The following is a 13,636-nucleotide window of genomic DNA, read 5'->3' on the forward strand; positions in this document are numbered from 1 at the left end:
TAAATCACCTCTCTTAAAAACTATCAAAATCTGCTTGAGTTGCGTTCCTTACGTTTTGTGATTCTGGATTCTGTTCCTCAACGTAAGTATGTGCATAATCAATGACACTTCCGACTGTCATCAATTCTAATTCATCAAAACTAAGCCCTATTTGCTTAACCATATAGATGTAAAAATCAATATCTAAAGGTTCTTCACTAGCGTTTCTTTCATTTTCTGCTTTTTTTCGCTCTAGTAACGTAAACATCAGATCAAATACCAATGGTGTAACTTCAGATAATGGAAATTCGTCTAATGATGATAACCATTCAATATAAGGTTCAATATCTTTGTTAGCAGACATAGCAAAAATATAAGCTAATCGATAAATTAATGTTAAATCAATTGCTTCAATCTGCTCATAACTAATCGTTTTTAAGTCAAGGCTTCCATCCGTTCCAAATGATTCCATATTTTTTGCCAATTTAATGGCATCAGCAAAAAAGTCAGCACCAAACTCTTTACGATAAAAAATAGCAGTTGCGCCATGAGACGCAAACTGCACAGTTTTTTCTCCTAATTGTAGTGTCTTTCTCATTTATTAACCTCCAGTGACTTCAGTTGAAGTACCAACGGGTTCTTGTACTTGTGTAAACCAATTATCATATTGTGTAGAACCTTTTTCAGCTTTATGTTTAATTAATTCATCATGCGGACGTGGACTAGCAGTTACAGTTAAATCACTAGTATTAACTTCCCCTCCATCCTTTGTAACTGAGCCTAATGTTGTTCGACCAGATACACAGTGGTATAAAATATATCGTGTCGCATTAACATCTCCTTCAAATTGAAACATTAATGCATAAGGAGTTGACTGAGAATTTGCATATTCTGAAATAGTACCATCACTATTTAATGTTTCACCTAGATGCGTAATTCTAAAATCATCAGGGATTAGAGCACTCTTGAAATTTCCTGAATATCCTTGGTTATTTTGATTGACATAATAATCGATATTGTCAGCTTTTAATTTATATAAATCACCAGCAGGATCTAGTACCATTTCAATTGCACCATTCCATCTTGTTGGAGTTCCGTAAGTTGGTTCGCCTGTCAGTTCGTCATAAGTCACCATTGCATAGTGGACGTTTTTTAATCCGTACTGTACTTTATTTTTATTTGCCATTAACTTTCACCTCGTAAATTTTGTAATACATTTGTTCTTTTTCAATGTAAATATCTTCTATTACATCAAAATCAATATCATTTTCTAACAATAGATTTTCTAATGCTAGTTCTTTAGCTGGTTCTTTTTTCTCAAAATAATAACTAACATCATAGGTTCTAGATGTGTAATAGTGAGTGTTATCTGCTTTATAGACTTCAGGTTTGGTCTCTAAAATTACAATAAAAGGTAAATCGGGAGGCTTATGAAAATGATGATATGCGACTTGAATCCCTAGTGTCTTTAACAAAGCAATCAATTCTTCTAGTTTCATCCTTTTATTGCCTCCTCAACTTCTTTTAAAAATTCTTCGACTGCCTCTTGCTCAGCCTCGCCAATATGAGGTGTTGGCTCAGTAAAAGTTCCATCTCTATTTACATGACCATGCTCTAACAAATGTGTTAGTTGGTAATCTGTAGCATTGTGGACTACACTGCCTGTTTTTGTTTTTTGGGCTCGCCAACCTTTTTGATAATCTCTATTTTTATGTGGACTTGTTTTCTTTAATTTTTTTGCAGTCTTTTTTGCCACTTCATGACTTTTTACTTTAAGTTCGTTTTTTACTTCGTTTGAATATTTATTTAATTCTTTCATTATCGAATCCGTTAAATTAGTAGCCACCCATAATCACCTCGCATACAAGTTCCGTTTCTTCAAAACTACTTTCAAATGTGCGAATAACACGATATCGAACTCCACCAAACTCAATATATTCTTGTCCGGAATATTCAAAAGTATGCACAATTAATATGAGTGCAGGCTTATAGTCAGTAACTGAAGCTTGATAAAACTCCTGACGAGTAATTGACTTCTTCTTACATAAAACATTTGTGGCAGTTGACTCTTCAATTTGATTACCATACTCATCTGCTGTTATTGAAATGGAAAGTAATGTTACGATATGATTCCAGTTGATGGTTCATCACCCCTAACATACAAATTATGCAAGCGCCATTGTAGATGCCTAGGAAATCCTTGATACTCTCGGTTGTTATATCGAAATTCCGCATAATCTGCAATAAAAATTTGATGATCTACACGACCTAAATATAATTCTATTCCTTGTTGTTTCGATAATTCTTCAATGATTCCTTTAACTAGAAGTTTTAAGTACTCATCTCTAGTATTTGAAACGATACCTAATTTTGCTTTCAAAATAGTCAAAATGGTTTCTTCATTGGTTAAACTATTCGTCTGTTCTTCCATCAACATCACCTACTCTACTCTTTTTAACTCGTGGTTTAGTGACTTTTATTTCTTCAATAAAGACTTCTCCACAAGTATTTTTTGTAGTTGTTAGTGATTGAATTCTTTGTTTTGTCGGAATATAACCTTCTCTGGGATATTTTTCACCGACAGTATAAAAATGACCGTTGGGCTCTTTTGCCGAACGGTCATTCAAATCACTAAAATTTCGAATGACTTTATAACTCATAGTCATTCCTCATTAGACTGCATCAGTATAAGTAACATACACACCAGCATCAGTGTCAACAGCTTTCGTATCAAATCGTACGAACCCTGCTAATAATTGGCCATAAATATTATGGTCCGTCCATTTAACTGTCGCTTGTAAACGATCAAATAGAGTTGCGAATTCCTTAACATCACCAATAAATCCAACCATATCACCTGTTGCTTCACCAATCATGTCGTCTGGTAATGTGTAGATGACACGTCCTGAGAATTTATAACCTGTTGGTGAAGTAACATCTGGTTGCATCATATAACGACCTTCATTATCTTTAACTTTATCTAATGCAGCAAACATAGATTGAGATACTACTAATTCGACATTGTAAATCGGATTGATATCTTTATTGATAATGTCCTTAATGCCATCAAATCCAGCAACTGATTTAGGAGTTGCTGTTTTTAAAACCGCACTAATTTCAAAGTTTTTAGTGTTCAATTCTTGATCAGCAATTTCATCCGCAATTAAGCCAGTTAGGTCATAATCTGCATCATCAATTGATTCTTGAGATACTGGGATGTAACCACGATAAGTTTCAATACTAAAATCAACTTGAGTAATGGTTGGTTTTCTAATTCAGGATTTTTTTCTAATTCACCTACACTTACCATTTTATTGCCAGATCGTTTAATAACTGGGTATTTACCTGAACCACTAGAAACCTTTACGTTTCGGACAAGTTTTGATAAGTCCACGACATTTGTTTTCTTAACAACAGGCTGTAATAATTCAACTGGAATTAACGCTCCTGCATCGACAGTTGTAATACCAGCACGTTCTTGACCTTTAGTTTTAACATAACGATTAATAGCAGCACGCATCTCTAAATTCTTTGGCATCTTTTTCCCTCTTTCATTTGTAGTTTCATCTTCTGGTAATTTCTCATTTAATTTTTCTAGTTCTTCATTCAACATATCCAATTCAGACTGAACATCTGATAAGTCCGAATTCAACTTATCTAATCCTTCTTGCAAGGAGTTTAAATTGTTCTCTAAAGTATTCACTTCTTCTTCTGTTTCGGCTTCATCTACTTTTGCTAATTCATCTGCCATTTCTGCTTCACGAACTAATAACTCATCTTGTAAGTCTTTCAAAGTCTTAGTTTTCATACGAATTTTCGCACCTAACAACAACGCTTTATTCATTCTTAAATCGCTCCTTTAATTCTGCTTTTCTATAATTTAATTCTTTTGATTTAAATACTTCCAAATCTTTTGACCGTGCATTAATTTCAGTTTGAGGATATGCAGGGAATGTGACAGTACTTACTTCAATTAACTCCAAACCAGTAATCGTATCCAATACCGTACCATCTGAACGTTTTTCAATTTCATTCGATGTCACATAAAAACCAAATGAACAACCAGAAATATCGCCACGTTTTACTCTTGCATATACTGCCACTGCTTCAGGGTCTTCCTGATTAATTGTAATAGTGCCTTTTAAACCAACCTCATCTTTAACTAATTTAAGTGTATCGTTGACTGTTCGACCTAATACCATGCTTGAATCGTGATTAAATAAAGCTCTAATATCCGCACCATTTAATTCTTTAATTGCCTGTGGTGCAATTTTTTCAAAATAACCTTCAAAAATTTCTGTCTCTGAATTGAACTTTACAAAATAACCTTCTAGCACCATATCATTAGTTTCTGTAGATTCTCGAGTCGTAAATTGGGTTTCTAAATAAGCATTACGTTTTTTCAGTGTACTCACCACCATTCAATTTATTTTGATCACCTAATTTGTCTTGTGGAATAAAGTTTTCAAGCACGATTAACTCTTCCATTTCTTCATCAGGTGTCAAGCCAATCCAATCCCGTAATTCGTTGCGTCTCATGCTGTTGATTTTCACTAGTTGCGAACCTGCATTTACTAATTCTGTCAAACTATATGAATATAAACTTCTAGGATTGAATTTAAAATATAATTCCTCACTAATGAGAATATCTCGAGTAAGTGTCTGTGCGATTACAGTCGCAATTGACATCACTCTTGTATTGACCCAGTTGTTAAAACTATCCTTGTTAAAGTCTCCAACACCTAAAAAGAATGGTGGTACACCAAGAATACCAGCAACTGTTTTCTTATCGATTGCAACTGATTCATTAATAGCAATATCTTGTAGCGAGAGAGGTTTAACTTGAACGACTTCCATCAAATCAGCTGGAATTACCCAAGGTTCCCCTGCATTTTCTGTTTCGATATACTTTTCTAAAACCTTTTGACGTCCAGTTGGACTGGCTAAATCTTCATTCAGCGCATCCACTTTAATAATTAAACTCGGCATGTTTTTAGATTTTAAAAAATCTCGTTTAGTTTTGGTTGCTTGGGATAGATTATTGACTATTTCAGCCAATTGTACTCGATACCCAGTACCTTTCCAGTGGTATCTAGTATCTGGATTTATAACAAAATGTATTAACTCATCAGGTTTATACGTAACATCACCCACTGTGACCTTATAACCATCTTTTGTGGCAAAATATTGAACATCTTGCATTGGTAAAGGAGTTAGATTTTTTATCAAATCGTTTTTCGCATCATAACTAATATGCACGAGTGAATTGCCATCTCCATCAAGCAACAAATCTCTAACGATTCGATAAATCCATGACTTACGAGTCATAAATTGACAAGGTTCAATATCAATCTTTCTTGACAAGGCATTCTTAATTCTCACATCACCTTTTTCAGTGCTTTGCATGAGGTGAATCGTCATATTCGACACCATATCTGCAATACGATCAACTGCAATAATCACATCAGGATGCTTATTTAAAGGAACATAGGCATCTTGAAAGATAAATTTATTAAACTCATACGGATTTGATACCCCAATTACTGGTGTACTTGACGAATCACTTGTTACAGGTTGTTCATCAGTTGTTAACTGACGTTTAATAAAATCAAATAATCCCAAATATTACTTCTCTCCTTTCTTTTTGAAAAAGCCTGAAATATCTTTTTCACTTTCTAAATCTTCTAACATTTGCACTGCAGCAAAAACTGTTGCATCAAAGATATCAATACGATATTTACCACCTTCATCGACTTTCGAATACTGTATCATGTCATCCGTTTTTTCAACTGCACGCACATTTTGAACACAGTACTCAAATGCATCGGAATGTAAGTAGTAAAATTCTCTGTTCTTAGCTTTAACCTCAATCCGCCTAAATCCTTCAGATTTCCGATAGAAATATTGAGGTTGGTCAACAATCTTAAATCGTTGTTTTTGCATTCCTAAGTAAAATTCACGACCAAATTTCTTATCAAATCCAACAATTTTAATTTTGAAACCTTTCTTTCGCATGGACACAAACCAATTTATGATGTCGTCATATAAAACAGTTTCGGTATTTGACATGGTAAGCCATCCATCATCTCTCCAACCAAATAATGGTATTCCATCTTCGTTAGCCTTCTTGTGAGCGGCGGTTATTGGAAAGAATGCATGTGTAATAGCAATATCGACATCATTGTATCGACCGTATAATGCTGCTGCAGTTAAGTCATGTAATTTAGAAAGGTCCGCTCCGCCATACCAAGTAATTGGTAGTTTCACTAACTCTTCTAAAGTCCAATCATACTGCTTATCACTGTTGGTAAAGTCTAAAACATTGAAGTAGGCTTTTATTGAATTTGTAAATAAATTCAAAGTCTTGTTGAAATACTCATTTCTAGTCTGAGGATCAGCGACAGCCATCTCTGCATCACGTTTTAAATCATTTAAATCTACGGTAATACCAATACTAGGATTAGCCTGAATTAATACATTTTCATCTGTATAATTCACAACTTCGCCATTATCATCAACATCACAGTCACAGATAAAAATGAGATACGCATCATCTTCTACGGTTCCATTCAGCACTTTGTCACAATACTTTAAACGTTGAGCTAAAAAACCATTTGGTAAATCACCAGCAGTAGTTATGGCCATTAATAATTTATTTCTGAATGCTCTTTGGGCATTTTTCATTAAGGTATATTTCTTAGCATTTTTAAATCCGTGTACCTCATCTAGCACAATGACATTACCGTTGAACGAGTCAAGATTATCTTCCTTTGCTGCAAGTGCATTAAATTCAAAGTAACCACCATTACTAAATCTTTTTGAAATAGAGTGTTCATTGTTATTATCACGAATTCTGATTTTAGGGTCTTTGTATCGCTCGACATTGTACTTCATAAACTCAAAAGACTCTTTCGTTTGTTTCAAGTTATTTGCCAGAACGTAACATGTGGCACCTGACTTGTTTTCTAGTAATGAAATGGCCCACGCTAATGCAGTAGCAAACGGTGTTTTACCATTTTTACGAGGTAACATCAGTAGTAGCTCATTAAATCGTCTAATTCTACTGTCCTTATTGTAAAATCCAAAAAGATTCACGATTAAAAACACTTGCCATTCTTGCAAAATAAAAGGAGTCCCACTTAATGGCACTCCGTCTAGGCTCTCACCTTTCTTATGGACAATTGTTGTCTGAATTAATTTAATGACAAAATCGAATTCTTGTTGTCTAAAATCCCATTTGCTACTTTCTAAATCCTTTAAAAACCTCTCGCATGCTAATCTACGTCTCTTAGCAGCAATGATTTTTCCTGAAACGATTGAAGTCGCATATTTAACAGCACGATAAAAATTTGGTGAATCAATATGATCTAATCTCATGCATCATCATTCCAAATACTGTCTAAAATATTTTCAAGACCTTGAGGTTGATTTTTATCTTGACGATTTTTCTCATCAGATAAAGCCTTAGGATTTAAACACAATCTATCAGAATAGGCTAAAATATCTTTTCTCAATGTTTCCATGGTGCTGACTAGTGGTGATTTCTTCTCTGAAACAACACCTTTTGTATTAACCAATACTTCGGTAGGGTCAAACCCTTCGTTCTCTAATTGCTTAGAATATTGATCGTACTGATGTAACATACCTCCATAGATTGAGATTAATGGCTCATACTCTACTCGATAAAAGCCTAATGTTTCCATCGATTTTTTTGTCAAATTGTAGTAGGACTTCTGAGTTGTTGGTTGCTTTTTAGACCTTGCCACATATAAAACCACCTTTCTTTCATTAGTGCTTAGTTTTTCAACTTTCAATTTCACAAACTGGTTGAGAGGGAAATGTTTCCCCTGACCTCGGTGACCCCTAAGGGCTATAATTTCACAAAGTCGGGGGGTTCCATAAAATTTTTCAAACTCTTTTGAAAATTTCTTTTGCCAATATTTTCCCCCGTTAATAATTTCGTTTGTAGTACGGTCATGGAAAGTATTATGAACGTTACCTGCCATTGAAATTAGATTCCAGTTTTGAAATGCTAATTCTGGATAAAGTTCAATTGGATAAATATGATGAACTGTATTTGCCGGTGTTGTATTTCCAAATCGTTTACTTTCACGACACATGAATGAATCTCTTTTTAAAATCGCCATCCTTTTTCTTCGCCATCTCTTTGATGTATAGAATGGATCTGTTGCCTTTTCAGAACGAATAAAAATCACCACCATTTTGCTTTTAAAATATTAATCGATTAATTACCCATTTATTATTTATCGCTCTAAAATCTATGAATTTTCGCCAAATAAAAGGTGCCTAATTTACTTCAACACATATTGTGTTAAACTCACTGTTTTATCTAAACGCTTGATACATCTATCTTTATCCATCATGGCAAAAACCAATTTAACCTATTCTCATTATGTTAAGTTCATTTTGAACTAAAGACCTAAACTAAATCCAGCAAGCGAACGATCTTGAGAATCTTGATTAATTCCAATATATCGTTTCGTTATTGCTGGACTTGAATGATTAAACATTTCCATGAGTAATCCAATATCTTTATGTTTTTGATAGTGATGATATCCAAATGTTTTTCGCATAGAGTGAGTACCAATATTTTCTATGCCACAATCTGTGGCTGCAGTTTTAATAATTAAATAAGCCATCTCTCGAGTAATCGGTTTGTTATACCCGTTTCGACTTTTTATGAGTGGCTCATTCGACCGCTTGCCATAACAATATGCATCTAAAACTTTTTTCAGCTTGTTATTAAGTTTTCGCTTGATTACTTTTTTAGTTTTCTTTTCTTTCAGAACAATATACCAACCTCTGACATCACAAACTCTAAGTCGTAGAATATCTGCTATTCTTAATCCTGTATTAATACCAATTAAAAAAAGTATATAGTTTCGCTCATCCCATTCCTTCAAATACTCGGACATCATATCAATATCATCTTTACTACGAATTGGTTCTACATAATTCAATCTTCACCGCCCTCTTTCAAACCAAAATAAAAACCACCTAGATTTACTAGGTGGAAAATTAGGAGGAGTTGTTCTACATGGAATTACTTCAGAGTCTGGAATCGAACCAGTTGAGCGACCAAACTCAATACCTTTTCTCTGAATAATTGGTACTACCTTCATTACCTCACAATATCATAATAGCACATTCAGTTTTTTTATTTTTCTAAAAATTTTCTACTAACTTTCTAAAATGTTTCTAAAATGTTTCTACTATGAAAAATATACTTCGCATTGCAAAGCAATTGCGAAAAGCTCTATAGCATTTCTTTTTTTGATTAACAAATTGCTATAGGATGTATTAACCATTTCGGCCACTTGTATGTTAGGTAAATTTTGAAACATTGAGTACCAAATAATTTGTCTATCTTCTAGATCTAATCGATTCAAACAATCATTGACATGATCAATAAAATTTAAATCTTCTCTAAAACCTTCAAGATTATATATTGCAGCATCTTCAGTAGAGGAGTGGCTTGTATTGCTAGTTGAAATCAATTCAAGCTTAAAAGATTGGGTTATCTTTGGTTGTCTACCAGCTTTCACTCTCATCAATTTGCGCTCGTAATTCGTAATCACTTTAGATACATTCTTTTTTGATTTTCGATAGTTAATTTTTTTAACTTCAGTTGATTCTTCACTAAACGACATTAGACCACTCCTTGATATTATCTATACTTTTGAATGACCATTAGTCTTGGTAAAACTCTAGTCACTAATGAATTTTTTCTGTTTCCTTCTTTGGTGTTTGGGTACTTAGCAATTAGCCATTGATTGGCCATAGCTCTTGTGTCAAAAGTTCCGACTTCATTTTCATAAATATCTTTTATTATATATTTAGACGTTCTCGTAAGTGGAAACATACGATTATTGAGAAGTTCTTCTTTTTTAACTAATGGTTTTATTTTAAATTCTCCTCTAACATTTTATTCCCCAGCGTTTTTCAACATATTCCTGTATTGTTTGACCTGTTTCTTCAACTTTTCGTTTTCTAAGTTGACTCTTTTTGCGACCATGTCTAATCCTGCGGCCCATACATTGTTTGCATTGATTTCTTAATATTTTACCTTTTAAACGGCTAAAACTTTCTAACGATAAAATTTTATCGCAATCAGAACATCTCTTATGAGTTTCCCCATTTTTAATTTTTGTAAGATCCACTTCATGATTTTGTTTGCCGTCATAAATAACAGCGATGGTATTATTTTTCTTGAATCCCATTAGTTGACCTGATATTCCATTTACCGTATATTTTTCCAGTATTTCTACCATTTTGAACCACTCGCTACTATTGCTTTTAATTCATCTGGACGAAAACCATAAAATATTTCATGCCCTGGTGCAACAACTATTGGTAAACTTTTGTAGCCATATGTATCAAATTCTTCTCTAGCTTCTTGGTCCTTTGTAATATCCAAGTATTCAAAATCAGCTTCTAATTCTTTTAAGACCTGAACGGTCATCTTACATTGTTGACATCCTGGCTTTCCAAATACTCTGATTAGCATTGATTTCCTCCTTGTTCATTTTGATCCATCTCTTTGACTTTACATGCTATATTTATCATCGGATTCTAGTATGATAATGACAACTAACACAGATAATATTAAAATCAAAAACATTATTTACTCTCCTTTTACGATTAAATGTTTCTCGTAATCATGGATTAAATCTAAAATTTTAGTCGGTGATTCAGACTTTTTAATCATTACAAATTCTTCAAATTTGCCGATATAAAAATTTCCAAATTTATCCGATTGCCAATAGCCATTAACATTTTTTGGTTTTTCCCGATGTAGTGATAGTCCGTTTATTTTATCTCTAGCAATCCAACGATAGCCTGCTCTTCTCCAATTACACAAGACATCATATTCGAATTGATTAATCATTTATTCACCCACTTTAAAATAATTCTATTTGTCCATGACCAAGCCAATGTCGTTCAATCCAAAGTTTTAAATCATCATGTTCTGTCAACTTAATGTTGTTTATTCTCAAGCTATATTCATAACCTTGGTAAACAATACATAGTGCGTATCTATGTCGAATAATTTTTTCTGCTTTTTTTATTAAATTAATCCACCATTCTGGAGATTCGTTAATATATTCGGTTTCTTTGACAAGGCCATCACGATCTGTATCGACTTTTCCGTTTTTCATTAAAGTTTTGTATTGATAAACATATTTAGCACACATATCTCTTTGATTTCTTTCTTTAATCTGGATTTCTTTTATTCGTTCCGACTAATTTAATTTCTTTAGTTAAATATTTTATCCGTTCCATGATTCGATCAGCCTTGCGGTAATCAACACCTTCTTTTGTTCGAGATAGATATTCTCTCGTTTCTTGCATCGTTAAATTAGATGTGATAAAAGTTGGCAAAATATTATTCATACGATATTCCAAAATCACAAGAATAACATCATCTCTTAGCCACTCGGTCAGTTTTTCGGCACCAAAATCATCAATGATTAAAAATTCTGACTTCATCAATTTTTTAACTTCTGTCATTACTTCGTTTGTTGCAATCTTTTGTTTAAGTTCATTAACAAAAGTTGGAAAATGCTCAATTCTGACATTCTTTCCGTGTTTTGCTAAATGATTAGCCAATGCACTAAGGATATACGTTTTCCCAATACCATAACCGCCACTGACAAATGCACCTTGGTATAGTCCTTCAGAATCCGCTATGTACTCCGTGGCAAATTCACGAATGTACTTAATCAACTCATAACGTTCTTTGGTCATTTGCATTTTTTCAAAGCTTGCTGCTTTAATTGCTTCTGACATTGAATGGTTTATTAACAGCGATGCCTTTTTACGCTCTTCAATAAGTCTTAATCGAGTACTGCTTGGACGATAAGCACAATCAATAAAACCATAATTCATAACCAACACTGGTTCCATCCCAGTTTCATGTACTTTATTCAAAGCATTAATATACTCGTTTAATCTCGACTTACTATTTTGTATTACAGAGTTAGGAATACCTGGATGCTCTTGTAAGAACTTTCGTACGTCCTTATGACTTAACATTTGTTCTAAGGTTGGTGGTTGACCAGGTAAAGCCATTTTACTCATCAACTGTCCTATCGATTCCATCGGATAATCCTCCCATCAGTTCTTTTATTTGCTCTTCAGACAATAATTCTTCTTTTATCACCTTATTTTCAATTGCTTGTCTCTCTAACGGTGGCTGTTCGTATTCATCGTTCCAACATTGGTTGTTAAACCAGGTGCTTCCATGTTTAATATATTTAGGATTTGTATTTTTAAATGCAATTTCTTTTTGGTAAGCTATAATACCATTTTGTATTTCTTTATTTGACGTACCACTTTCAATTGCTTTACAATATGCCTTAAAAGCTGCTTCTTTTCCTTTTTTATTTGGATACAACTTCCATAACTTTTCAAAGTCATTTCTAAGTGATTTTTGCTCATTTGATCTATATATATTATTATTCTTTTTAATATTAATATTATTAGTATTCTCTTTATCATTTTTGTTAATAGGGGTTGAACATTTTTGTTGATACCCCTTAACATTTTCGTTAATAGGCTCACTAACTTTTTGATTATAGGTATTATCAATATTGTTAATAGGTTCTGCTATATAAATTACTCTTTTGTCAATCTCTTTTGAGTTCTCTTTATAAATGATTTCTGTTCGAATATATCCCCTATCGCTCAACTGAGTAATAATTCGACTAATAGTAACCGAAGTCACATTGTATAATTTCGCAAAATATGAATTAGTCGCCCAACAATAGCCATTAAGATTTGATAATGCTGTAATCTCTGCATACAGAAGTTTAGCTGTTGATGATAAGTTAGTATCGTATCTTACGTTTGCAGGCAGTATTGCGTAATATCCTTTATGTTCCATATTGATTTCCTTCCTAATTACATGTAAAATTAAAGTATCTTGATTTTGTAAGTCCGTACTGCTATACGGACTATTTTTATGCATATTTTTTTAAATACTGCTTATACTCAGATAATACTTTCTGTTGAAAATCATAATCTTCCACATCAAATTGATCAGCACTCAATTCGTAATTTGAAGCCAACCAATCTTCAAAAGTTAGTGTCCCATAATGTTCTTCAATTAGGTTACCATTGACGTCATAATTCAATTGTCTAACTCTAAATTGGACATATTCCTCAGTAACAGGCAAATCAGATTCCCATAAATCCGAATAACAATTCTCAATCACTTTTTTCTGTACATCAAAATCTAATTGACAAAACTTCATAACTATCTCTCCTAACTTTTTAATAAAATTATTGATTACAGTTGTAAACTCTATTCGATATGCTTCAAATCTTGTGTAGGCTAAAATGTTTGGTATATCCATTAAATTAGATATATCGCCTGTGGCAAGATAATTTGAAACAGATCTATTGATTTCTGATTTTTTCCATTCTTTCAATCAATTCTTCACTCTCTCTCACTTGTTTTTCAGTTATCTTGATTGCTTCTTTAAGCTCTTCTCTTATCCGATTACTCTCTTCATTTAGATTAATTAAGCATTTATAAGGAACGTAAAACATTGAAAATATTGTCAATAGGCAAAACACAACTTTAATACTTTTAACTAAACATTGAATATGTACTTTCATAATTTCCCCTCAT

Annotated in this window: 21 protein-coding genes and 1 pseudogene; all 22 read right to left on the minus strand. The window is 33.1% G+C overall.

Annotated features, from left to right (window positions below):
* Positions 1 to 13: 13 nt before the first annotated feature.
* Entirely contained in the window at positions 14 to 577 is a 564-nt protein-coding gene (locus LB888_RS00450; protein WP_318753157.1) for a hypothetical protein, read from the minus strand.
* 3 nt (positions 578 to 580) lie between these two features.
* Positions 581 to 1,165: a major tail protein gene (locus LB888_RS00455; protein ID WP_318753158.1), complete on the minus strand. Its 585-nt coding sequence runs from the start codon at positions 1,163 to 1,165 to the stop codon at positions 581 to 583.
* Positions 1,155 to 1,478, minus strand: a complete 324-nt coding sequence (locus LB888_RS00460; RefSeq protein WP_318753159.1) for a hypothetical protein — start codon at positions 1,476 to 1,478, stop codon at positions 1,155 to 1,157. Before LB888_RS00460 ends, LB888_RS00455 begins: the two co-directional genes overlap by 11 nt.
* Positions 1,475 to 1,825, minus strand: a complete 351-nt coding sequence (locus LB888_RS00465) for an HK97 gp10 family phage protein (RefSeq protein WP_318753160.1) — start codon at positions 1,823 to 1,825, stop codon at positions 1,475 to 1,477. Before LB888_RS00465 ends, LB888_RS00460 begins: the two co-directional genes overlap by 4 nt.
* The gene (locus LB888_RS00470) at positions 1,815 to 2,120 is read right to left on the minus strand and encodes a phage head closure protein (protein ID WP_318753990.1); all 306 of its coding nucleotides are present in this window, start codon (positions 2,118 to 2,120) and stop codon (positions 1,815 to 1,817) included. The genes LB888_RS00465 and LB888_RS00470 overlap by 11 nt, the downstream gene beginning before the upstream one ends.
* A complete protein-coding gene (locus LB888_RS00475) occupies positions 2,099 to 2,410 on the minus strand; it encodes a hypothetical protein (RefSeq protein WP_318753161.1) in 312 nt (103 codons plus the stop codon). The genes LB888_RS00470 and LB888_RS00475 overlap by 22 nt, the downstream gene beginning before the upstream one ends.
* A complete protein-coding gene (locus tag LB888_RS00480) occupies positions 2,391 to 2,639 on the minus strand; it encodes a hypothetical protein (RefSeq protein WP_318753162.1) in 249 nt (82 codons plus the stop codon). Before LB888_RS00480 ends, LB888_RS00475 begins: the two co-directional genes overlap by 20 nt.
* A 12-nt stretch (positions 2,640 to 2,651) precedes the next feature.
* Positions 2,652 to 3,823: pseudogene (locus tag LB888_RS12100) on the minus strand (phage major capsid protein).
* Positions 3,816 to 4,385: an HK97 family phage prohead protease gene (locus LB888_RS00495; protein ID WP_318753992.1), complete on the minus strand. Its 570-nt coding sequence runs from the start codon at positions 4,383 to 4,385 to the stop codon at positions 3,816 to 3,818. The pseudogene LB888_RS12100 and the gene LB888_RS00495 overlap by 8 nt, the downstream one beginning before the upstream one ends.
* On the minus strand, positions 4,372 to 5,601 hold the full coding sequence (locus LB888_RS00500; protein WP_318753164.1) for a phage portal protein: 1,230 nt from the start codon (positions 5,599 to 5,601) through the stop codon (positions 4,372 to 4,374). Before LB888_RS00500 ends, LB888_RS00495 begins: the two co-directional genes overlap by 14 nt.
* A gap of 3 nt (positions 5,602 to 5,604) precedes the next feature.
* Positions 5,605 to 7,356, minus strand: coding sequence for a terminase large subunit (locus LB888_RS00505; RefSeq protein ID WP_318753165.1), 1,752 nt, complete (start codon positions 7,354 to 7,356; stop codon positions 5,605 to 5,607).
* Complete coding sequence (locus tag LB888_RS00510; RefSeq protein WP_318753166.1) at positions 7,353 to 8,126, minus strand: P27 family phage terminase small subunit; 774 nt, start codon at positions 8,124 to 8,126, stop codon at positions 7,353 to 7,355. The genes LB888_RS00505 and LB888_RS00510 overlap by 4 nt, the downstream gene beginning before the upstream one ends.
* Before the next feature lie 285 nt (positions 8,127 to 8,411).
* The gene (locus tag LB888_RS00515) at positions 8,412 to 8,960 is read right to left on the minus strand and encodes a tyrosine-type recombinase/integrase (RefSeq protein ID WP_318753167.1); all 549 of its coding nucleotides are present in this window, start codon (positions 8,958 to 8,960) and stop codon (positions 8,412 to 8,414) included.
* A gap of 252 nt (positions 8,961 to 9,212) precedes the next feature.
* Positions 9,213 to 9,650 (minus strand): ArpU family phage packaging/lysis transcriptional regulator, encoded by a 438-nt coding sequence (locus LB888_RS00520; protein WP_318753168.1) that lies wholly within the window; start codon positions 9,648 to 9,650, stop codon positions 9,213 to 9,215.
* A 267-nt stretch (positions 9,651 to 9,917) separates the two neighbouring features.
* Positions 9,918 to 10,271, minus strand: coding sequence for a hypothetical protein (locus LB888_RS00525; RefSeq protein ID WP_318753169.1), 354 nt, complete (start codon positions 10,269 to 10,271; stop codon positions 9,918 to 9,920).
* Positions 10,265 to 10,507 (minus strand): glutaredoxin family protein, encoded by a 243-nt coding sequence (locus LB888_RS00530; protein ID WP_318753170.1) that lies wholly within the window; start codon positions 10,505 to 10,507, stop codon positions 10,265 to 10,267. The genes LB888_RS00525 and LB888_RS00530 overlap by 7 nt, the downstream gene beginning before the upstream one ends.
* Positions 10,508 to 10,624: 117 nt before the next feature.
* Positions 10,625 to 10,888: a hypothetical protein gene (locus tag LB888_RS00535; RefSeq protein ID WP_318753171.1), complete on the minus strand. Its 264-nt coding sequence runs from the start codon at positions 10,886 to 10,888 to the stop codon at positions 10,625 to 10,627.
* A 13-nt stretch (positions 10,889 to 10,901) separates the two neighbouring features.
* A complete protein-coding gene (locus LB888_RS00540; protein WP_318753172.1) occupies positions 10,902 to 11,195 on the minus strand; it encodes a hypothetical protein in 294 nt (97 codons plus the stop codon).
* A gap of 19 nt (positions 11,196 to 11,214) precedes the next feature.
* On the minus strand, positions 11,215 to 12,102 hold the full coding sequence (dnaI, locus tag LB888_RS00545) for a primosomal protein DnaI (protein ID WP_318753173.1): 888 nt from the start codon (positions 12,100 to 12,102) through the stop codon (positions 11,215 to 11,217).
* The gene (locus tag LB888_RS00550) at positions 12,074 to 12,886 is read right to left on the minus strand and encodes a helix-turn-helix domain-containing protein (protein WP_318753174.1); all 813 of its coding nucleotides are present in this window, start codon (positions 12,884 to 12,886) and stop codon (positions 12,074 to 12,076) included. The genes dnaI and LB888_RS00550 overlap by 29 nt, the downstream gene beginning before the upstream one ends.
* A 76-nt stretch (positions 12,887 to 12,962) precedes the next feature.
* Positions 12,963 to 13,256 carry a hypothetical protein gene (locus LB888_RS00555; protein WP_318753175.1) on the minus strand — a complete coding sequence of 98 codons (294 nt, stop codon included), beginning with the start codon at positions 13,254 to 13,256 and terminating at the stop codon, positions 12,963 to 12,965.
* A gap of 145 nt (positions 13,257 to 13,401) precedes the next feature.
* Positions 13,402 to 13,623, minus strand: a complete 222-nt coding sequence (locus LB888_RS00560; protein ID WP_318753176.1) for a hypothetical protein — start codon at positions 13,621 to 13,623, stop codon at positions 13,402 to 13,404.
* Between the last annotated feature and the right edge of the window lie 13 nt (positions 13,624 to 13,636).

Source organism: Globicatella sp. PHS-GS-PNBC-21-1553 (genome assembly GCF_033564055.1).
GTDB classification, from domain to species: Bacteria; Bacillota; Bacilli; order Lactobacillales; family Aerococcaceae; genus Globicatella; species Globicatella sulfidifaciens.